The organism is Mesorhizobium liriopis, assembly GCF_024053505.1.
GTDB lineage: Bacteria > Pseudomonadota > Alphaproteobacteria > Rhizobiales > Rhizobiaceae > Mesorhizobium_B > Mesorhizobium_B liriopis.
Map to the genome: position 1 here is coordinate 458,272 of NZ_JAMXQS010000003.1, position 20,826 is coordinate 479,097.

Consider the following 20,826-nt stretch of genomic DNA (forward strand, 5'->3'; position numbering starts at 1 on the left):
GACAATCCAGAATCAGTGACAGACACGTCCCCCGACACCTCTCTTCCTGCTTCCACGCGCGACAAAGCACCGGCCCACAGCGATGAGCCTGTGCTGGGCCGAGCGGCAGCCGAGGAGGCCTATAGGGAAAGCGGCTACGACTTACCAAGCCATCCGGCGCACCTCGTGCGGCGCGTGCACCAGCGCGCCACGCTCTGCTTCCAGCAGGTGATGGCCGGCGAGGCGCTGTCGCCCACGCAATTCGCCGCACTCGCCACAATCCTCAAGGTCGGTGAAATCTCGCAGAACCATCTAGGTCGGCTGACTGCCATGGATCCGTCCACGATCAGCCTCGTGGTGCGCAAGCTTCTGAAGGAGAAGCTGGTCGACCGGTCGTCTTCGGAAACCGACCAGCGGCTGACCATCCTTCGCCTCACCGACAAAGGAATGCGCTACACGCTCGACCGCCTCGCGCGCAGCTTGGAAGTGGGCGAACGGCTCTTGAGCCCGCTCAACAAGGCCGAACAGGCCATGCTTCTCGATCTGCTCGGGCGCATTGCCGATGGCGAGATCGACGCGCCCGAGCGCACCCGCTGACCATCCGCATTCGCCCACTCGCATGAGGAACTCCGATGGCATCCGAACCCGTCGCCACGCCGTCTTCCGACAAGCTCGCCATTCGCAACATAGGCCTGCTACTCAGCGGCGATCTCGACCGGCCGATCCTCGATGCCGACGCGATCCTGGTCGAGAACGGCATCATCGCCGCCGTGGGGCGCGAGAGCGAAATCGACTGGGGCACGCCGGATCGTGAGATCGATGCCCAGGGCTGCGTTGTCACGCCCGGTCTTATCGACAATCACATTCATACGGTGGCCGGCGACTGGACCCCGCGCCAGAATCAGATCGGCTGGATCGAGTCCACACTGCATGGTGGGGTCACCACCCTGATCTCGGCGGGCGAAGCGCACTATCCGGGACGCCCACGCGACGTGATCGGCATCAAGGCGCTGGCGATTGCAGCCCAGCGCTCCTTTGCCAATTTTCGCCCAGGCGGCATGAAGGTGATCGCCGGCGCACTGATCCTCGAACCCGGCCTAGTAGAGAACGATTTCCGTGAGTTGGCCGAAGCAGGGGTCTCGATCCTGGGCGAAGTGGGTCTGGGCGGCATCAAGGACGGCCCGACGGGACGACAGATGGTGGCTTGGGCGCGAGCCCATGGCATGACATCTATGACGCATACGGGCGGTCCTTCCATTCCCGGCTCCGGCCGTATCGGCGCGGATGTTGTGATCGAGGTCGATGCGGACGTGATCGCGCACGTGAATGGCGGCCCGACCGCGCTTCCCTTCGAGGAACTCAAGCAGGTCACCGAACAGAGCAGCCGCGCGCTGGAGATCGTGCACAACGGCAATCTGCGCGCCGGCCTATATGTGCTCGGCCTTGCCAAGGAGCGCAACGAGCTTTCGCGCGTGCTGGTGGGAACGGACGGCCCGGCGGGCTCGGGCGTCCAGCCGCTGGGCATCTTGCGCACCATTACCATGCTCGCGTCTCTCGGCGACGTTTCCGTGGAAACGGCATTCTGCTTTGCCACCGGCAACACGGCGCGGGTGCGGCAGCTGAACGATCGCGGCATCGTGGAAGCGGGCCGCGCGGCCGATCTCGTCTTCATGGACCGGGCTGCGGGCGGAGCGGGCGACACTTTCTTGGAGAGCCTAGCACTCGGCAACCTGCCCGGCATCGGCATGGTCATGGTGGATGGCGTGGCGCGCACCTTGCGCAGCCGCAACACCCCACCCGCAGACCGGGTGCCAGTGATGGTGAAGGGGTGAGTGTGGGTTGAAATGGGGAAGGTTGCTGCGCCAGCGTTCTGCACACAGAGGGTAAAGGGCATATCCTTGATGGCGTTGAGCGGCGGCGCCCCCCACAAGGAGAAGCGGAGGACGTCATTAACGAGCCTGCCCCGTGATGCTCGGTGTCTAGGTTAAAGAATGGGTGCGAGGCCGGTGTCTCCACTCCCTTCTGTGGGGAGGGGTAAGGCCCCAGCCAGGCTTCGCACCGCCCGATCGCAGCCTGTTCCTTAAACCAGCCCGTCTTCGCCTTTTATCTCGTTCAACTGCAGACCGCCCACGCGCGGGTGCGGCCGACCGCCATCGGTCACGGCGATGGCAACCGCGATCTCGTTGTCGCGCGGGGCATCGGGCACCAGCACTTCCATGCCATCGAAATGGCTGCGCACCTTGGCCGCGTCCTTGTGATTGAGAGGGACGTCGAAGGGGGCGCCGGGCCCCCCACGTTTCTTGGATGAGGGGATAAGTGCTGCTCCCTTGCCGAGAACGGCACGAAACGGCGCGCCAAGCTTTGGGTGGAGAAGGGCCGCGGCATGTTCAAGTTCGCCCTCCGCCCCCACCAGCGCGGCCTTGCCAAAGCTGTGAACGGCTTCACCCGCGATGCCGAGTGCTGCCACGGCGCGCTTAGGCAGGAGATCGCCGAGCTCCTCGCCTGCCGCCATCAGCGGCGACAGGTCCTCGACGTAAGCTCCGGCGAATGGATTTTCGATCACCGCGACGGCAGCCGCACGGCGAACCGGCTTGGCGAGCGGCTTGCCGCCTTCCACCCAGGTTTCCTCGACGATCGTGACGATGCGGCGGATCTTCGCGCTCATCGCAACCCGTCCTCGCCCTTGATCTCGGATGCTTTGAGACCGCCAGCGCGGTTGTGCACGCGCGGACCCGTAGTCATCACGAGAAGTACCACCATCTCGTTGGCGCGCGGCGCATCGGGGATGCCCAGTTCCATGGCGTCGAAATGGCTGCGAACATAGGACGCGTTGATGTGCGTCACGGGAATGTCGATGCGCGCGCCCAGGCCACCGACCTTCTTCGTCGAAGGGACGATTGCCTTGGCATCGCCCAGCACCTCTCGCATCGCGTAGCCGCCTGGATTATGCCAAAGCGCGGCGTGTTCGAGTTCTCCACTGGCGCCGACGATGGCGCCCTTGCCATAGCCCTCGATGCTTTCCACCGAGCCGCCCAGCGCCTTGACCAGCCGGTTCGCCATTTCGAGCCCGAGCGGGCGCAGGTCCTCCATGAAGGGCTGGATGTCTTCCACGTAACGCCCGGCGAACGGGTTCTCGATCACGGCCATCACCGCCCCGCGGAGGCGCGATTCAGGCGGCGGGGGGCCGAACTCGTGCAGCACTTCGTCCACCACCGTCACGAATTTGCGTACTGATATTTCGGCCATAGCGTTCCTCTCGGATCGATCGATCTTTGTTTGATGACAAACAATATTTCGGGGATGCTTATGTCAAGACAGATGCATGATTGTCATGCTGCGTCGGTGTGCAATGGCGCCGCAAAAGGGTATGTTCCCTGATAATTCGCTTGATAGCGCACGAACCACCCAGTTAACGGCCACTACTTTCCAGTTAAGATATCGTATGACCATCAACAATCGGTAACGGTAGGAGACGCGCGCTGGTGGATTGGTGCCGACGATAAACAGCGGAATGATCATGACTCGGAAATCAGTGAGTCCCCGTGCGCCTGAGGACGTCAGTTTATCGCTTGCGGGCCCAGCTCTTCTGCTTTCCATTTTGCCGGCCATGGCCGACGGTGTCGTGCCCAAGGTGTTTGATGGCTCGTCGCTCGATCAGTTCGCGCGATGCCAGACGCCGAACAAGCGGTAGGACTTCGAGAAACAGGTGTTAGACACTTTCCCAGAGCCCAGCTACCTGAAGCTACGTCCTGCTGATTTCCAGGCAGGGGTCGAGCAAATCAGAGGGATCGAAGTTCGCAAGACCGTGCATCGGCACGACTTCGAACGATGCTTCGACCGCGACTATGCGATCTGCACGCAGCATTGCGGCGCGGATGTCGACCCGAAGGCAATTGCAGCGGGCCGCGCGACCCAACCGCTGTATCGAAATGGCACTTAGCGCCAGTCATGTCGACTACCATGACCTTTACATCATGCTTCCCGTAACCTGTAGCGGCGACCCATCGGCGTTGCGTGTAGCTTTCGGTCCAGCGAAGGTGTTGCACGTACAGGCGGTTAGCCATCCGACTTGCTAACCATCCTAGTACTCGCTGATCGCGTGCCGGACATCCCCAAGATCACATTCGGCGCGCAGTACGAATGATGGGACGAATAGCTCGTCAGGTAAGGTCAAAGGACGAGGTGTGCATCAATTTTCAGAACCTTTGTTGCTGCCGCGTTGCTACGGATGATGCACGCGAAAACGACAAGAGTTCGAATACGCTCACTGAAACGACCCTGAAACTGGGCTTCGCCTGAAGTCGATGAATTTCCTCGATTGCCTGCGTAACAGTGCCGCCGTGCAAAGTCCCATCAATGGACGCCTCTCAGACCTGAAACTCGAGTTTCCCACCTCGGACGCTGCCACAAGACCGGCAGCCAGATATCGCGCAAACGGTACTCCGCCCCGATTGACAGTTCGTTTGACCACTCATAAGTTCATTTGACCACCAACAAGTTTGGTGGCAACCGGCAAGGAGAGCCGGTTCAAAAAAAAGGGGTTCAGCCATGATCAAGACTTTCGGCAGAGGCCTGCTCGCCGGGGCAACGCTGCTTGCTTCTCTGGGCGCGGCCGTCGCGCAGGACAAAGTATCGGTTGCCGCCATTTCAGGCTATTTCGCACAAGGCTTCGGCGTGTCCATCGTCGATGGCCTCAACAAGGCCAAGGGCGATTTCGGTATCGACCTGAAGCTCGTGGACACCGGCAACCGCGCGCTCGACTATGAGGAGCAGTTTGCCAATCTCGCCAAGGACGGCCAATACGACCTGATCTTCGTGATGGGCTGGGAACTGGTGGACGCGCTCCAGAAGGCGAGCGCCGCCTATCCCAATCAGCGCTTCGTGTTCATCGATGGCGTGCTCGACAGCCCCAACATGATCTACGCCAATTTTGCCGAGGAACAGGGTTCGTTCATTGCCGGCGCCATGGCCGCGCTGATCGAGAACAAGGGTTCGGAAATCGAGAAGATCGGCGACGGAAAGGCCATCGGCTTCGTCGGTGGACGAGACATTCCCGTGATCCGCAACTTCCTCGGCGGCTATGAGCAGGGTGCGAAGGCGGCGGCACCCGACATCAAGGTCAATTCGGTGTTTGCCGGCACGTTCGACGATCCGGCCAAGGGCTCGGAACTCGCCATGGCGCTTTACGGCCAGGGCACCGACATCGTCTACAACGTGGCGGGCCCGACCGGTGAAGGCGTGATGCAGGCGAGCGCCGCGGCCGACAAATATTCCATCGGCGTCGATGTGGACATGTGCGGCACGGCACCCGGCAACGTATTGGGTTCCATGCTCAAGCGCGGCGATGTGGCCGTCTACACGCTGATCAAGGACGAGGTGGAAGGTCGCAAGGTAACGCCCGGCACCCGCACTTTCGATCTGAAGTCGGGCGGTGTCGAGTTCAAGGTCTGCGACGACATCGCCGCGAACATTCCGGCTGATGTGACCGCCAAGGTCGAGGAACTGAGAAAGGGCGTGCTCGACGGCTCGATCGCCATCACCAAGGCGAAATAAGCTCCTTCCCGAGGAGTTGGCCCGTGCCGCACACGCTCCCGCGCGGCACGAGCCCTTTTCCCGACATTTTCGAGGGCATGACATTTGGACTCCGCCTCGACGCCAGCCGCTGCCGTGCCGCCTTACGCCATCGAACTCGTCGGCATCACGAAGCGCTTCGGCACCTTCACTGCCAATGACGGCATCGATCTGCGCGTTCGCCGCGGCTCGATCCATGCCATCATCGGCGAGAACGGTGCTGGCAAGACGACGCTGATGAATGTGCTGTTCGGCCTGCTTCAGCCCGACGAAGGCGAGATAAGGGTCGACGGCAAGCCTGTGGTGATGGCCGACCCTTCGGTCGCCATCGCGCAGGGGCTCGGCATGGTGCACCAGCACTTCAAGCTGGTGCCCTCGCTTTCGGTCGCTGAAAACGTCTTTCTCGGCATGGAAATCCGCACGCGCGGGCTGATCGACCACAAGAAGCAGGAAGACAGGACGCGCGAGCTGTCGCGCCGCTTCGGGCTCGCCGTCGATCCCACCGAGCGGGTCGGGCTCTTGTCGGTGGGTATCGAGCAGCGCATCGAAATCCTGAAAGTGCTCGTGCGAGGCGCGAGAACCGTGATCCTCGACGAGCCTACGGCGGTGCTGACCCCGCAGGAAAGCCGCGAGCTCTTCGCCACGCTGCGCGGCTTCGCGAATGACGGCATGACCGTGATCTTCATCTCCCATCATCTGGAAGAGGTGATAGAAGTATCCGACACCGTCACGGTTCTGCGCCGGGGCAAGGCCGTGGCGACGAGGCCCACGAGTGAGCTCTCCAAATCCGAAATGGTGCGCCTGATGGTGGACCGCGAAGTGAGCTTCGCCCGCCCTGCCCGACCCGCTACCCAGGGAGCGACCGTGCTGTCGGTTCGTGATCTTTGGGCACGCGACGACCGCAGGCACCCCGCCCTGCGCGACGTTTCCTTCGATGTCCGTGCCGGTGAGATCGTGGGCATTGCGGGTGTGGCCGGCAACGGCCAAACGGAACTCGCGGAAGTTATCGCCGGCCTGCGCCCGGCCAGCCATGGAGCGGCAACGCTCGGCGCCCGCGACATCCTCGCGCTTTCGCCTGCCAGCATCAGGAACGCCGGGCTCGCCCATGTGCCGGGCGATCGCATGGTGCGTGGCGTCGATGGAAACGCCTCCATCGCATCCAACCTCGTGATGGGGCGCCAATTCCGCGCGCCATGGCGGAAAGGCTGGCTGCTCGACTGGAAAGCTGCGGACGTGGAAGCCACCCGCATGATTGAACGCTTCGACATCCGGGCACGCGGTCCCGCCGATACGGTCAAACGGTTGTCGGGCGGCAACATTCAGAAGGTCGTGCTCGCCCGAGAATTCACCAACGATGCCCCTTTCCTCTTGATCGATCAGCCCACGCGCGGCGTCGATATCGGCGCGCAGGAGGCCATCCACGACGAGATCATGCGGCAACGCGAGAAAGGCATCGCGATCCTTCTCATCTCTGTGCAGCTCGACGAACTGATGAAGCTCGCCGACCGCATCCTCGTGATGTTCAACGGTCGCCTCATGGGAAGCGTCGATGGTGAGGAAGCGGATGAGGACCAGATCGGCCTGATGATGGCCGGCGTCGCGCAGTCCCAGGTGGAGGCCGCGGCATGAGCACTCGCATGCGCGCCTTTGCCGGCCAGCTCATCGCGGTTCTGTTCGCGCTCGCGCTCGGCTCGGTCGTCATCCTGCTCGTGGATGAGAGCCCGATCCGCGTTTTCACCACGCTTCTGCGCGGCGCCTTCGGCGACATCAACCGCGTCGCCGGTACGCTTCTGCAAACCACACCGATCCTGATCAGCGGCATCGCCGCCTGCATCGCCTTGCGCGGCGGCATGTTCAATGTGGGAGTCGAGGGCCAGCTTTTCTTGGGTGGTTTCGCGGCGGCCCTGGTCGGTTTCGCCTTCGCCCTGCCGCCGGGTCTTCACGTGCTGGTAGCTCTCGTCGCCGCGATCCTTGCTGGTGCAGCTTGGATCGCCATCCCTGCCTGGTTCCGCGTACGCTTCAACACCAATGAGGTCGTGTCCACGATCCTGTCCAACTATGTGGCGGTGCTGCTCACCTCCTATTTCACCATCTTCCTGTTCAAGCGGCCCGGCGGATGGTCCGAAACGCCGCCGATCCTGTCTTCGGCCTACCTGCCCGAACTGTTCAGCTTCTCGCGTCTCAACTGGGGTCTCGTGATTGGGCTGATATTGGCCTTCGCCGCTGCCTGGTACTTTCGCAACACGCCGGGCGGCTATGCCGTCTCGATGACGGGTTCGGCGCCAAAATTTGCCGAATATGGCGGTGTGGACGTGAAGAAGCGCGGGTTCTGGGTGCTCATCGTATCCGGCGCAGTCGGCGGGCTCGCGGGCGGCGTCGAAACGCTCGGCGTCCATCACCGCTTCATGGAAGGTTTCGCGCCCGGATTTGGTTTCGACGGACTGATCGCAGCCCTTCTCGCCAACGGCTCGCCAATCGCAACAATCGCGACCGCACTGTTCTTCGGTGCGTTGCGGTCAGGCTCACTTCTGCTCGAAACCGACACCAACGCTTCGCGCGAGATCATCACGGTGATCCAGGCGCTGATTATCCTCAGCGTGTCCGCGCAGGTGCTGTTGCGCCGCCGGGGCGACGCGCAGGCGGGAGAACGTCGATGGAAGTTCTGACCAGCCTCTTCAACGTGGCGCTTCTGGTTGCCATGCTGCGCACCACCGCTCCTATCCTGCTCGTGGCGCTGGGCGGCTCTTTCACCACCAAGGCCGGCATCTTCAATATAGGGCTCGAGGGCCAGATGCTGATCGGCGCCTTCTTTGCCGTGCTCGGCTCGATTTGGACCGGCTCCGCCTGGGGTGGGGTGCTGTGCGGCGTGGCGGCGGCCCTCGTCTTTGCGCTGATCTTCGCGCTTCTCGTCGTGTCGTTCCGCGCAAACGAGGTGGTGGTGGGTCTCGCCCTCAACATCTTGGCAGGCGGCATGACCATTTCTCTCATGAAAGCCGTGTTCGGCACGCGTGGGTCGATCGTCGGGCGCGGCATCGTCGGATTGCCCAAGGTGCAGATCCCTTATGCCCGTGACGTCCTCGGGCCCTATGCCCAACTGATTTCGGGCTACACGCCGATGGTATATCTCGCCTTCGTTGCCGTGCCGCTCTTCGTTCTCTTCTATCGCCGCACGCGGCTCGGCCTGCATATCCGCGTGGTTGGCGAGAAGCCGGAAGCGGCCGAAGCGCTCGGCATCTCGATCACCCGCGTGCGCTACACGGCGTCACTGCTGTGCGGCCTTTTCGCGGGTCTTGCCGGCGCACACCTGTCGCTGGGCTACATCACAATGTTCACCGAGAACATGTCGTCAGGCCGCGGTTTCATGGCTGTCGCCATCCTGATCTTCTCCAACGGCGATCCGTTGCGCGTACTTGCGGGCTGCCTGCTGTTCGGTTTCGCGGACGCCTTTTCCCTTCGCCTGCAGACCTTCGGCTATCCGTCCTACCTGATCCTCGCAGTGCCTTATCTCGTGGCACTCACCGCACTTTTCGCGCTGTCCTACCGCGCGCGTCCCAAGCTCATCCGTGAAACAGCGGAAAGCATGCGCCGCTTCCTACGCGCCGAAACCCCTTCCGATACCACCAGACCCTCATAAACGAGCCTTCATGCAACGCATCATTCTCGACGTGGATTCGGCCGGCGACGATATCCTCGCCGTCCTGTTCGCCGCCGCCAATCCCAACATCAAGCTCGAAGGGGTCACCACTGTCACTGGTGCCGCAGGTCCCATCGAGCAGGTGACGGCCGTCGTCCTCAACACGCTTTCGCTGGCAGGCCGAGACGATATCCCCGTGCATGCCGGCGCATGGCGCCCGATCGTCGGCAATTCCAAAGCCGACATGCAAGCGCCCGTGCATTTCGAGAAGCGCCTGTCCGCGCGCTTCGGCGACCGCCTGAAGAAATTCAACCCGCCCGCCCCCACGCCGAAGCGAGCGCCCACGCCCGGCCATGCGGTGGATTTCATCATCAAGACGGTGCTGGACAACCCGGGCGAAATCACGCTCGTCACGACGGGCCCAACCACCAACGCCGCGATGGCCCTCCTGCAGGAGCCGAGACTTGTGGGCGCGCTCAAGCAGATGTTGGTGCTCGGTGGCAACTTCGCGACGCCCGGCAACATCACGCCGCTGTCCGAATACAATATCTGGGCCGACCCCGAAGCCGCGCGCATTGTGCTCAATGCCGAAGTCCCGAAAATCCTCGTGCCGCTCGACATCTGCGAGGACAACCGCGTCGCCAGTTCCATGCTGACCCGCGACGACATCGCCGATTTGCAGGCGGTCGCAATACAGAATCCGGTGGTCGCGATGATCGCCGATATTTTTCCGATCTATGTCGACATCTGGCGCGAGTTCTTCGATCTCGTAGGATTTCCCATGGATGACGTCATCACGGTCGCACTCGCATTTGCGCCCGACCTCGTGACGACCACAAAGCCGCTTTTCGCCGATGTGGTGATTGAGAAGGGCGTGGCCCGTGGCCAGACGGTTGCCTATCGCGGACGCCAGCTTCTGCCCGGCGGCGGCCCCGAAACCACGCGGATCGGCGAGGGCCTCGACGGCAAGCGCTTTCTCCAAATCTTCAAGGACACGATGGCGCTTTACGAGCGCGGGGACCGAGCATGACCGCTACACCGATCCTTTTCGACTGCGATCCCGGCCACGACGACGCCATCGCGCTCGTCATGGCGCATCGCTCGCCTGCCGTCGAACTTCTCGGCGTGACAACCACCTGCGGCAATGCCGAACTTGAGAAAACGACCTCAAACGCGCTGCGCATCCTCGAATATCTGGGCGCGAGCAATGTGCCGGTCGCCGCAGGCTGCGTACGCCCGCTCGCGCGGCCTCTGGTGCTCGGTACAGCCGACGGTCCTAGCGGCCTCGATGGTTCCCCCTATCTGCCGGAAGCGACGATCAAGCCGGTGGAGCAACACGCGGTCGATTTTCTCGCGGACAAACTACGCGCGAGCGCCGAACCGTTGACCGTGGTCGCAACCGGCCCACTCTGCAATATCGGGCTGATGATCCTCAAGCACCCGGATGTGCTTTCCAAGATCAAGCAGCTGATCTGGATGGGCGGCGTGTTCTTCCGCAAGAGCGAGATCATCACCCCCACCGAGTTCAACGCCTTCTGCGACCCGGAAGCGCTCAAGATCGTACTCGATAGCGGCATCGACATTCTGATGGTCGGTCTCGACGTGACCATGCAGGTTTTGATCGAAAAACCACAATATGACGAGCTCGCCACCATAGACACGCCCTTAGGCAAGCTTGTTCATGATTGGCTTCTTTTCTACGAAAAGCTTCACCGCAATTCGATGGGCGTGGGCGGCGCGATGCACGACCCGCTCGCACTGGCTCTCGTGATCGATCCGACACTGGTCAAGACACGTCCCGCCCATATCGGCGTCGATCTCTCCGGCTCCTATACCTTTGGCGCCACGGTGGCAGACTATTGGGGCGAGCGCGGCGAGAAGGACAACGCTCGGATCGCCTATGAGGTCAACGCGGAACGTTTTTTCAAATTAATGTTCGATCTATTGCGCAAGTAAGCAGGTTAGAAGGCAGTCATTAAAAACGTCGAAGTGGAATTGCTCGATTTACATTGCTGATAGGACTGTAATGGGTAGGTTGAACCCACGCCTCGAGAGTAGTTGAGGATGCCAGAAGAAACCAAACTTGCGTTTCAGTCAGCAGGGCTTGGCTTCTTCATCATCGGATAAATCGCGCCCTTGTGGCATTCGCGGTGACAAGGACGATCTAGTCCACAGATCCGACATGCAGCGTAAGGCATCACTCGCAAGTGACAGCGGCGCGATGCATCGCCATTGGCCCGCACCGGTTACCCCGAACGCTTTCCATGTACAGGGTATTCCCATGCACTTGTTTTCCCGCCTCGCCGCAGCATCGGTCCTGCTCGCAGCCCTCGGCCTTTCCGCCTGTCAGAGCAGCGGTGGCGACTATCGCAACGCCACCGTCAACCGCGTGACTGCCAACGACGGCATCGGCCAAGCCGACGACAACTGATGGCTGGGTGACGCGGTGACATAAATCTCAACAGCCTCGCTGCTGGATCGCCTTGTCCATCGCGATCACCTTGCCCTTGTTGACGGCGATCTGCGCTGAGAGGTCCTCGCCCAGAACCTTCGAAACCGGTACGCCGACCACCATCGTGCTCACAGCATCCCCCATCATTCGATTGGTTTGGCGGTTGGAAATGGAATCGAGATCGGCCGAGATTTGATCGCGCTCGGTTCGCAGTTCCTCGCAGCTCAGCCTGGCATAGGCACGATCGTCGGCCGCGATCGGCTTGATGCTCGCTGGCGGCATCGCGCAGCTGGAGAGTGCAACCAGAACGGCAAGACTGAGACCTGTTGAAAATCGCACCATCATCTCTCCACGTGGGGAGCGTTCACCACGGCCAAGTGGAGAAAATAAGAATGCAGGCGATGTGGCCCTATCCGATCAGTGCCCAAGCCGCCCCGAAAACATTCCTGTCATCCTTGCCACCATCGGCCATCGCAAGCGTTTGCCTCGTCCCAATCAAGAGAAAGCTAAACGATGAGCGACACCCTGACCCAGACGCGCCGCCGCGAGATTGCCGTGGAGCACCTTCTGTTCAAGCTAATCGAATATGTGGAAGCGCGTGAGCCCGGATTGGTCGACTTCCTCGAAAAAAGCCTCGACCATCTGGGCGATCCGGCTCAAGACCGCACCAAGGACGACGAAGCGGTGCGGGAAATCGCAAGGAAAATGCTCGACGGCGCCCGTCGCCAAGGCACTGCGTGACATCCGCATTCGCCTCACAGCGCAAAAGGCTGGAAACCGGCCCTTGCGCGGCGGACCGGTAGGGGCGCGATCATGGCATTTCGCTCCCCGCCGCCCGGTGGCAGGCTGGTGCCTCAAAGCCGGCTTGCGCGCCTTGCCCGGATCGGCTCGGCGGCTGCGGGTGTTTCGGGCAACATGCTGGTTCAAGGCACCGGACGCCTTTTGCGGGGGCAAGCCCCTGCCCTGTCCGACCTGCTGCTGACGCCTGCCAACATCACCCGTGTGACCGACGAGCTCGCGCGGCTGCGTGGGGCGGCCATGAAACTCGGCCAGCTGGTGTCGATGGATGCGGGCCGCTCGCTGCCGCCCGAGCTGGCAGCTATCATGGCGCGCCTGCGGAATGCGGCCGAACCCATGCCCGAAGCGCAGCTTCGGGCCGTGCTCGACGCCAATTGGGGCGCAGGCTGGCACGAGCAGCTGGCGGAATTCCACTTCGAGCCGATGGCCGCCGCCTCGATCGGAGAGGTTCATCGGGCAAAAACGCATGATGGCCGCGTGCTTGCGATCAAGGTCCAGTATCCCGGCGTGCGTGAGAGCATCGAAAGCGATGTCGACAATGTCGGCACGCTTCTGCGACTGACTGGCCTCGTTCCCTCAGGCATCGACACCAGACCGCTGCTGGCGGAAGCCAAGCGGCAGCTGCGCGAGGAAGCCGACTACCGCAGTGAGGCGCGATACCTGCAGAGCTTTGCGGCGCTTCTCGGCAGCGACGACGCGTTCGTCGTTCCTGCGCTCGTGCCGGAATTCTCGACGGACACTGTGCTTGCCATGCAGTTCGTGGACAGCGTGCCGATCGAAACGCTCGACAACGCCTCGCAAGCCACGTGCGACCGCGTGGCAGCGAAGCTGATCGAGCTGTTCCTCCGCGAGCTTTTCGAGTTCGGCCTGATGCAGACCGATCCGAACTTCGCCAATTACCGTTTCCAGCCCGAAAGCGGTCGCATCGTCCTGCTCGATTTCGGCGCCAGCCGCGCTTTCGCGCCGGAGCTCGTGGCGAGGTTCAAGCGGTTGCTTCAGGCCGGGCTCGAAGGCGACAGGACGGCGGCCAAACAGGCCATGCTCGATATCGGCATTCTCGAAAACGGCCATCCCCGCATTTTCGAGGTCTCCGTTCTGGTCATGGTGGACACGATCTTTCAAGCGATCCGCAGCGCGGATCCGTTCGACTTCGCCGACAGTAGCCTCGTCGAAAAGCTGGAAAATCAGGGGCGCGCCTTGACCGAGAGGCGAGACGCGCTCCGCGCGCCGCCGGCCGACGTGCTGTTTCTTCAGCGAAAGCTCGGCGGCCTGTTTTTGCTGGCCACCCGGCTCAAGGCCCGCGTGCCTTTGGCGCAAATGCTGCAGGACTATGCCGATCGGTAACGCGGCGCCCCGCCTGACGATGCTGCGCCAGCGTCTCTCAGGCTGAGAATTTCACGCTCACGCCGCGTTGCCGGAAATAGGCCTGCATCAGCTTGCGGCCCTGGCGATTGTTCTGCGCGAGCTTGGCCGGATCGAATTCGGCCTCCTTCTTTCCCTCACGCGCCAAGGCTGCCTTGAGTGTCGCGATATGCGTGTTGAGGTCCTCATTGTTCGCCTGCAGCGAAGCGTAGATGGTATCGGTGATCTCGGCGACAGTCGGTTGGCTCACAGGTGTTTTTCCTCTGCTTCTTCGTCCGGCAGACAGGCATTGGCCCTGTCGGCCGCACGAACAGGATGGCGAAAGACGATGAGCAGGCTGGTACTCGATCAAAGGCGATCCTGTCGAGCAGTCACCTTCGCATGGCATGCCCCCGATTGCGGGATCCCGGGCCTGCACCAAGCCGAGAGGCATCCTGCAGGCAGATGCGGCGAAGTAGTGAACTATGCGTCCCCGGTCGGGACCTGTGGCAAACGTCGTGACACCTCTTCACAGAGCCGGGTTTTATTCTGTTTCGTGCAGCGATATGGTCGAGGCACTTCCAGCCAAGACCAGCTTTTCCGTTCTGGAAAGGCCCCGCATCCTCAAGGACATTTTCTGATGCAAGGCGTTCTTTCCCAACTCGAAGAACGCCGCGCGGAGGCTCGCTTGGGCGGTGGGGCCGCGCGCATCGCGGCCCAGCATGCGAAGGGAAAGCTGACGGCACGCGAACGGCTCGACGTTCTGCTCGATCCCGGCTCCTTCGAGGAGTGGGACATGTATGTGACCCACCGGGCGGTGGATTTCGGCATGGCCACCAACAAGGTCGCGGGCGATGGCGTGGTGACGGGCTGGGGCACGATCAACGGGCGACAGGTCTACGTCTTCTCTCAGGACTTCACCGTGCTCGGCGGCTCGCTGTCCGAGACCCATGCGCAGAAGATCTGTAAGGTCATGGACATGGCGGTGCGTAACGGAGCACCGGTGATCGGGCTCAACGATTCCGGCGGGGCACGCATTCAGGAAGGCGTCGCATCACTCGCCGGCTATGCTGAAGTGTTCCGCCGCAATGCTGAGGCTTCCGGCGTCATTCCGCAGATTTCGGTGATCATGGGCCCTTGCGCGGGCGGTGCCGTCTATTCGCCGGCGATGACCGACTTCATCTTCATGGTGCGCGATTCATCCTACATGTTCGTGACCGGCCCTGACGTGGTGAAGACCGTCACCAACGAGATCGTCTCGGCCGAGGAGCTGGGCGGCGCGCAAACGCATACGCAACGATCCTCGGTGGCCGACGGGGCCTACGAGAACGACATCGAAACGCTCGAGGCAGTGCGGGCGCTGTTCGACTTTCTGCCGCTCAACAACCGCGAGAAGCCACCCGTCTGGCCCGTCTTCGACGATCCCGCGCGCATCGAGATGCGGCTCGACACGCTGGTCCCCGACAGCCCCACCAAGCCCTACGACATGAAGGAACTGGTGACTGCGCTTGCCGACGAGGGCGAATTCTTCGAGCTCCAAGCGGCATTCGCCAAGAACATCATCACCGGCTTCATTCGGCTCGAAGGGCAAACGGTAGGTGTGGTCGCCAACCAGCCGACCGTGCTCGCCGGTTGCCTCGACATCGACGCTTCGCGCAAAGCGGCCAAGTTCGTGCGCTTCTGCGACGCGTTCTCCATTCCCATCCTGACGCTTGTCGACGTGCCGGGCTTCCTGCCGGGCACGGCACAGGAATATGGCGGCGTCATCAAGCACGGCGCGAAGCTCCTGTTCGCCTACGCCCAGGCCACCGTGCCGATGGTCACGCTGATCACGCGCAAGGCCTATGGCGGTGCCTATGACGTGATGGCCTCGAAGCATATCGGCGCCGACATCAACTATGCCTGGCCGAGCGCCGAGATCGCCGTGATGGGCGCCAAGGGTGCCGCCGAGATCCTGTATCGCTCGGAACTGGGCGACCCGGACAGGATTGCCGCCCGCACGAAAGAGTATGAAGGGCGCTTCGCCAACCCGTTCGTCGCCGCCGAGCGCGGCTTCATCGACGAGGTGATCATGCCGCATTCCTCGCGTCGCCGCATCGCGCGTGCTTTTGCGGGCCTGCGCAACAAGCGCAAGGAACAGCTCTGGCGCAAACATGATACGATCCCGCTGTGAGGCCCGGTTTGAGAAGAGTGGCATGATCCGAAAAATCCTCATCGCCAATCGCGGCGAGATCGCATGCCGCGTGATCCGCACGGCGAAGCGGTTGGACCTCGCGACGGTGGCAATCTATTCGGACGCGGACCGCGACGCGCTGCATGTGCGCGAGGCGGATGAAGCGGTCCGCATCGGCCCGGCTCCTTCCGCGCAGTCCTACCTTTCGATCGAGGCGATCCTCGACGCCATCCGTCAGACGGGTGCCGATGCGGTGCATCCAGGCTATGGGTTCCTGTCGGAGAACGCGGTGTTCGCAGAAGCACTGGAGGAAGCAGGCGTTACCTTCATTGGGCCGCCGGCCTCTGCAATTCGCGCGATGGGCGACAAGATCACATCGAAGAAGCTCGCGGCTGAAGCGGGTGTCTCGACCGTGCCAGGCCATATGGGGCTGATCGAGGATGCGGACGAAGCCGTGCGCATCGCAGAAGAGATCGGCTATCCCGTGATGATTAAGGCATCCGCGGGCGGTGGCGGCAAGGGCATGCGGATTGCTTGGAACGCGACCGAGGCCCACGAAGGGTTTTCGGCCTCGCGCAACGAAGCGCGCGCCTCCTTTGGTGATGAGCGCATCTTCATCGAGAAGTTCGTTACCCAGCCGCGCCATATCGAGATCCAGGTGCTCGGCGACAAACACGGCAACACGATCCATCTCGGCGAGCGGGAATGCTCGATCCAGCGGCGCAACCAGAAGGTGATCGAGGAAGCGCCCTCGCCTTTCCTCGACGATGTCACTCGGGCTGCGATGGGCGCGCAGGCCGTGCAACTTGCTCAAGCCGTGGGTTACCATTCCGCCGGCACGGTGGAATTCATCATGGACGGCGGGAGGAATTTCTACTTCCTCGAGATGAACACGCGGCTTCAGGTCGAGCATCCCGTCACGGAACTGGTGACAGGCCTCGACCTCGTGGAAGAGATGATCCGCGTGGCGCAGGGTGAGACATTACGCCTGGGCCAGGAGGATGTGCGGCTCAAGGGTTGGGCGATCGAAAGCCGGCTTTATGCGGAGGATCCCTATCGCGGCTTCCTGCCCTCGACCGGACGGCTCTCGCGATACCGCCCGCCTGCACAGGGGGTGGTGGATGGGGTCACCGTGCGCAACGACACGGGCGTGTTCGAGGGCGGCGAGATTTCGGTGTTCTACGATCCCATGATCGCCAAGCTCTGCACCCACGCGGGATCGCGGATCGAGGCGATCGACGCCATGGCGGACGCGCTGGACGGCTTCGCAGTGGAGGGCATCGGCCACAACCTGCCATTCCTGTCCGCCGTCATGGATCGCCCCCGCTTTCGCGAGGGCCGGCTGACCACCGGCTTCATCGCCGAAGAGTTCCCCGAAGGTTTCAAGGGTGTGGCGCCAGACGAGCACGCCGCACGGGCGCTCGCAAGTGTCGCCGCGCTGGTCAATCACCGCCTGCAGCTTCGCGCCTCGCGCATCTCGGGCACGGTGTCCAACCATGCGCGGGTGATCGGCAGGGCGTGGGTGGCGAAACTCGGCGACCACGCCTTTGGGCTCGACATCCAAGAGAAGAACGATGCGCTGACCGTCGCATTCGAGAAGGGCGAAACCGTCACCCTTGCGAGCGACTGGCAACCGGGCCAGCGTGAGGCACGGTTTGTTCTCGACGGCACACCGCTCGGGTTCAAGGTCGATCTGCCCGGCAACGGCATTCGCCTGCGCCATCGCGGCATGGACGTTCTGGTGCGCGTGCGCGAGCCGCATGTGGCGGCCCTCGCCAAGCTGATGCCGGTGAAGCAGCCGCCCGATACCTCGCGTTTGCTGCTTTGCCCCATGCCCGGCATACTGACGGGCCTGAACGTAGCGGAAGGCGAGAGGGTCGAAGCCGGTCAGGCGCTGGCCACGATAGAAGCGATGAAGATGGAGAACACGCTTCGCGCCGAGCGCGCCGGCACCGTCAAACGCGTGGCAGCCACACCGGGCGAGAGCCTGGCCGTCGATCAACTGATCCTGGAATTCGCATGACCGGGCGCGAGGAACCGAAAAGATTGGATGACTGGCGCAAGCTCGCCGAACGCGAGATCAAGCGTGATGCGGATACGCTCACATGGGAAACGCCCGAGGGCATCAACGTCAAGCCGCTCTATACCGAGGCCGATCTCCAGGGCCTTCCCCATCTCGGCTCGCTGCCGGGCCTGGCGCCGTTCACACGGGGCCCGCGCGCCACGATGTATGCCGGGCGGCCCTGGACGATCCGGCAGTATGCCGGTTTCTCGACGGCCGAAGAATCCAACGCCTTTTACCGCCGCGGATTGGCCGCGGGCCAGCAGGGCGTGTCTGTAGCCTTCGACCTCGCCACCCATCGCGGCTACGATTCGGACCACCCGCGCGTGGAAGGCGATGTCGGTAAGGCGGGCGTCGCGATCGATTCCGTCGAGGACATGAAGATCCTCTTCGACGGAATTCCGCTCGGCGAAGTGTCCGTTTCGATGACCATGAACGGAGCGGTGATCCCGGTTCTGGCCGCCTTCATCGTGGCAGGCGAAGAGCAGGGTGTCTCGGGCGCAGAGCTTTCGGGCACGATCCAGAACGACGTGCTGAAAGAGTTCATGGTGCGTAACACCTATATCTACCCGCCCGAGCCCTCGATGCGCATCGTGGCCGACATCATCGCCTATACGGCCAGCGAGATGCCGCGCTTCAACTCGATTTCGATTTCCGGCTACCACATGCAGGAAGCGGGCGCGACGCTCGTACAGGAACTCGCCTTCACCCTCGCCGACGGGCGTGAATATGTGCGCGCGGCGCTCAAGCGCGGGCTCGATGTGGATGCCTTCGCGGGCCGGCTTTCGTTTTTCTTCGCGATCGGCATGAACTTCTTCATGGAAGCAGCGAAACTGCGCGCGGCACGCCTGCTCTGGTCGCGCATCATGGAAGAGTTCGCGCCCAAGAAGGCCTCGTCGCTGATGCTGCGCACGCATTGCCAGACATCGGGCGTGTCGTTGGCCGAGCAGGATCCCTACAACAATATCGTGCGCACGGCTTACGAGGCGCTGGCTGCGGTGCTGGGCGGCACGCAGTCCCTGCATACGAATTCATTCGACGAGGCGATTGCGCTGCCGACCGACTTTTCCGCTCGCATCGCGCGCAATACGCAGTTGATCCTGCAGCACGAGACGGGGGTGACGAAGACCGTCGATCCGCTTGCGGGCTCCTACTATGTCGAGAGCCTGACGGCGGAACTGGCCGAGAAGGCCTGGGCGCTGATCGAGGATGTCGAGGGCCGCGGCGGCATGACGGCAGCGGTCGCGAGCGGATACCCCAAGCGTTTGATCGAGGAAGCCGCGACGCGCCGGCAGGCGGCCGTGGATCGTGGCGACGCGGTGATCGTCGGCGTCAACCGCCACAGGCTCGAAGAAGAAGCGCCGATCGATACGCTCGAGATCGACAACACTGCGGTGCGCGAGAGTCAGATCGCCCGGCTCGAACGCGTGCGCCGCCAACGCGATCCGGAGCGCGTAGCGCAAACGCTTGCAAGGTTAGGCGAGGTCGCGCGCACCGGCGAGGGCAACTTGCTTGAAGCCGCCGTGGAAGCGGCTCGCGCGCGCGCCACGGTCGGCGAGATTTCGGACACGCTGCGCGAAGCCTTCGGTGATCATGCTGCGAAAGCAGACGTGGTGCGCGACGTTTACGGCGTGGCTTATGCAGGGGAGCCCGAATACGAGACGCTGAAGGCGCGTGTGGCGGGGCTTAAAACGCGCCCGCAGGGCACGCCCCGCATTCTCGTCGCCAAGCTCGGTCAGGACGGTCACGACCGGGGCGCGCATGTGATCGCATCCGCCTTCGGTGATCTTGGCTTCGACGTGGTGGCTGGTCCCTTGTTCCAGACGCCCGACGAGGCGGTGGATCTGGCGCTGGCCGAGAAGGTGCATGTGGTCGGCGTGTCCTCGCTCGCCGCCGGCCACAAGACGCTTCTGCCGCAACTGGTCGAGCGGCTCAAAGCGCGCGGGGCGGATGATGTGATTGTGGTCTGCGGCGGCGTGATCCCGCGCCGGGACTATGATTTCCTGCGCGCAGCAGGCATAGCGGCCGTGTTCGGTCCGGGCACCAACGTACTCGACGCGGCCCAGACCGTGCTTGATCTGGTGGAAGGCCGCCGCCGAAACGAGCCCGCGGCATGATTGGGCGGCTCAACCACCTCGCCATCGCCGTGCCCGATCTCGATGCGGCAACAGCGCTTTACCGCGACAGTTTCGGGGCGTCTGTCTCCGAGCCCCAAAACCTGCCCGAGCATGGGGTGACGGTGGTGTTCGTGGAACTGCCCAACACCAAGGTCGAACTGCTTGCGGCCTTGGGCGAAATCTCACCCATCGCGAGCTTTCTCGAACGCAACCCGGCAGGCGGGATGCACCACGTCTGTTACGAGGTCGAAGACATCATCGTCGCGCGCGATACGCTCAAGACTCAAGGCTTGCGCGTGCTGGGCGATGGCGAGCCGAAAATCGGCGCGCACGGCAATCCAGTGCTCTTCCTTCATCCCAAGGATGGGCTCGGCACATTGATCGAACTGGAAGAGGTCGCGTCCACGGAATAAGCCCGCTCAAAATGCCGCCGCCGGAGGAGTGGGCAGATATAAAGCGGCCAGCAGCCCTCACGTCCAACCAGCTGGCTGCGGGGCGGGACATGACGCTATCCTTCCTCTCGTTCCCTTTTCTGAGACGGGCTCAAATCACACGTATCGATTGACGACGTTCTCCAGCCATTCCTGTTTGCCTGATTTGGGCTGGGGGTCGATGCCTTCGCGCTCGACGCGGGCGGCGATCTCTTCGAGGCTTCGCTCGCCCTTCAGCATGGCCTGGGCTTCGGGCTGGTCCCAGCCC

The 20,826-nt window shown here is 62.7% G+C and carries 19 protein-coding genes and 1 pseudogene; 15 read left to right on the plus strand and 5 right to left on the minus strand.

Annotated elements, in window-relative coordinates:
• Nucleotides 1–15: 15 nt before the first annotated feature.
• Nucleotides 16–576: a MarR family winged helix-turn-helix transcriptional regulator gene (locus tag NGM99_RS07815; RefSeq protein ID WP_353937390.1), complete on the plus strand. Its 561-nt coding sequence runs from the start codon at nucleotides 16–18 to the stop codon at nucleotides 574–576.
• Between the two features lie 35 nt (nucleotides 577–611).
• Nucleotides 612–1,811: an amidohydrolase family protein gene (locus NGM99_RS07820; protein ID WP_252817718.1), complete on the plus strand. Its 1,200-nt coding sequence runs from the start codon at nucleotides 612–614 to the stop codon at nucleotides 1,809–1,811.
• 248 nt (nucleotides 1,812–2,059) lie between these two features.
• On the opposite strand, the gene NGM99_RS07825 is transcribed toward NGM99_RS07820, so the two are convergent.
• Nucleotides 2,060–2,644, minus strand: coding sequence for an amino acid synthesis family protein (locus tag NGM99_RS07825; protein ID WP_252817720.1), 585 nt, complete (start codon nucleotides 2,642–2,644; stop codon nucleotides 2,060–2,062).
• Nucleotides 2,641–3,225 (minus strand): amino acid synthesis family protein, encoded by a 585-nt coding sequence (locus NGM99_RS07830; RefSeq protein WP_252817721.1) that lies wholly within the window; start codon nucleotides 3,223–3,225, stop codon nucleotides 2,641–2,643. Before NGM99_RS07830 ends, NGM99_RS07825 begins: the two co-directional genes overlap by 4 nt.
• A 1,302-nt stretch (nucleotides 3,226–4,527) precedes the next feature.
• Between NGM99_RS07830 and NGM99_RS07835 the strand changes: the two genes are divergently transcribed.
• From NGM99_RS07835 to NGM99_RS07865, 7 genes are all read left to right on the plus strand, one after another.
• Nucleotides 4,528–5,532, plus strand: coding sequence for a BMP family lipoprotein (locus NGM99_RS07835; RefSeq protein WP_252817722.1), 1,005 nt, complete (start codon nucleotides 4,528–4,530; stop codon nucleotides 5,530–5,532).
• An 84-nt stretch (nucleotides 5,533–5,616) separates the two neighbouring features.
• On the plus strand, nucleotides 5,617–7,179 hold the full coding sequence (locus NGM99_RS07840; protein WP_252817724.1) for an ABC transporter ATP-binding protein: 1,563 nt from the start codon (nucleotides 5,617–5,619) through the stop codon (nucleotides 7,177–7,179).
• Nucleotides 7,176–8,216 carry an ABC transporter permease gene (locus NGM99_RS07845; protein ID WP_252817726.1) on the plus strand — a complete coding sequence of 347 codons (1,041 nt, stop codon included), beginning with the start codon at nucleotides 7,176–7,178 and terminating at the stop codon, nucleotides 8,214–8,216. Before NGM99_RS07840 ends, NGM99_RS07845 begins: the two co-directional genes overlap by 4 nt.
• The gene (locus NGM99_RS07850) at nucleotides 8,204–9,184 is read left to right on the plus strand and encodes an ABC transporter permease (protein ID WP_252817728.1); all 981 of its coding nucleotides are present in this window, start codon (nucleotides 8,204–8,206) and stop codon (nucleotides 9,182–9,184) included. Before NGM99_RS07845 ends, NGM99_RS07850 begins: the two co-directional genes overlap by 13 nt.
• A 10-nt stretch (nucleotides 9,185–9,194) precedes the next feature.
• Nucleotides 9,195–10,214, plus strand: a complete 1,020-nt coding sequence (locus NGM99_RS07855) for a nucleoside hydrolase (RefSeq protein WP_252817730.1) — start codon at nucleotides 9,195–9,197, stop codon at nucleotides 10,212–10,214.
• Nucleotides 10,211–11,140 carry a nucleoside hydrolase gene (locus NGM99_RS07860; protein ID WP_252817731.1) on the plus strand — a complete coding sequence of 310 codons (930 nt, stop codon included), beginning with the start codon at nucleotides 10,211–10,213 and terminating at the stop codon, nucleotides 11,138–11,140. The genes NGM99_RS07855 and NGM99_RS07860 overlap by 4 nt, the downstream gene beginning before the upstream one ends.
• 325 nt (nucleotides 11,141–11,465) lie before the next feature.
• On the plus strand, nucleotides 11,466–11,615 hold the full coding sequence (locus tag NGM99_RS07865) for a hypothetical protein (RefSeq protein ID WP_252817733.1): 150 nt from the start codon (nucleotides 11,466–11,468) through the stop codon (nucleotides 11,613–11,615).
• 27 nt (nucleotides 11,616–11,642) lie between these two features.
• On the opposite strand, the gene NGM99_RS07870 is transcribed toward NGM99_RS07865, so the two are convergent.
• Nucleotides 11,643–11,978, minus strand: a complete 336-nt coding sequence (locus tag NGM99_RS07870; protein WP_252817734.1) for a hypothetical protein — start codon at nucleotides 11,976–11,978, stop codon at nucleotides 11,643–11,645.
• Between the two features lie 171 nt (nucleotides 11,979–12,149).
• Here NGM99_RS07870 and NGM99_RS07875 point away from each other — a divergent pair, with 171 nt between their 5' ends.
• On the plus strand, nucleotides 12,150–12,377 hold the full coding sequence (locus NGM99_RS07875) for a hypothetical protein (protein WP_252817736.1): 228 nt from the start codon (nucleotides 12,150–12,152) through the stop codon (nucleotides 12,375–12,377).
• A 72-nt stretch (nucleotides 12,378–12,449) separates the two neighbouring features.
• Nucleotides 12,450–13,778 (plus strand): ABC1 kinase family protein, encoded by a 1,329-nt coding sequence (locus NGM99_RS07880; protein WP_252817738.1) that lies wholly within the window; start codon nucleotides 12,450–12,452, stop codon nucleotides 13,776–13,778.
• Nucleotides 13,779–13,815: 37 nt separating this feature from the next.
• Here NGM99_RS07880 and NGM99_RS07885 read toward each other — a convergent pair whose 3' ends face one another.
• Entirely contained in the window at nucleotides 13,816–14,046 is a 231-nt protein-coding gene (locus NGM99_RS07885; protein ID WP_252817740.1) for a hypothetical protein, read from the minus strand.
• Between the two features lie 369 nt (nucleotides 14,047–14,415).
• On the opposite strand from NGM99_RS07885, the gene NGM99_RS07890 reads away from it, so the two are divergent.
• Genes NGM99_RS07890 through mce form a run of 4 tightly spaced genes read left to right on the plus strand, consistent with a single transcriptional unit; the run spans nucleotide 14,416 to nucleotide 20,540 of the window.
• Nucleotides 14,416–15,948: an acyl-CoA carboxylase subunit beta gene (locus tag NGM99_RS07890; protein ID WP_252817742.1), complete on the plus strand. Its 1,533-nt coding sequence runs from the start codon at nucleotides 14,416–14,418 to the stop codon at nucleotides 15,946–15,948.
• A gap of 22 nt (nucleotides 15,949–15,970) precedes the next feature.
• Nucleotides 15,971–17,971, plus strand: a complete 2,001-nt coding sequence (locus NGM99_RS07895; protein WP_252817745.1) for an acetyl-CoA carboxylase biotin carboxylase subunit — start codon at nucleotides 15,971–15,973, stop codon at nucleotides 17,969–17,971.
• Nucleotides 17,968–20,127, plus strand: coding sequence for a methylmalonyl-CoA mutase (gene scpA / locus NGM99_RS07900; RefSeq protein WP_252817747.1), 2,160 nt, complete (start codon nucleotides 17,968–17,970; stop codon nucleotides 20,125–20,127). Before NGM99_RS07895 ends, scpA begins: the two co-directional genes overlap by 4 nt.
• Nucleotides 20,124–20,540: a methylmalonyl-CoA epimerase gene (mce, locus tag NGM99_RS07905; protein ID WP_252817749.1), complete on the plus strand. Its 417-nt coding sequence runs from the start codon at nucleotides 20,124–20,126 to the stop codon at nucleotides 20,538–20,540. Before scpA ends, mce begins: the two co-directional genes overlap by 4 nt.
• A 135-nt stretch (nucleotides 20,541–20,675) precedes the next feature.
• Here mce and NGM99_RS07910 read toward each other — a convergent pair.
• Nucleotides 20,676–20,826 (minus strand): annotated as a pseudogene (locus NGM99_RS07910) (xylose isomerase); the annotation flags it as partial.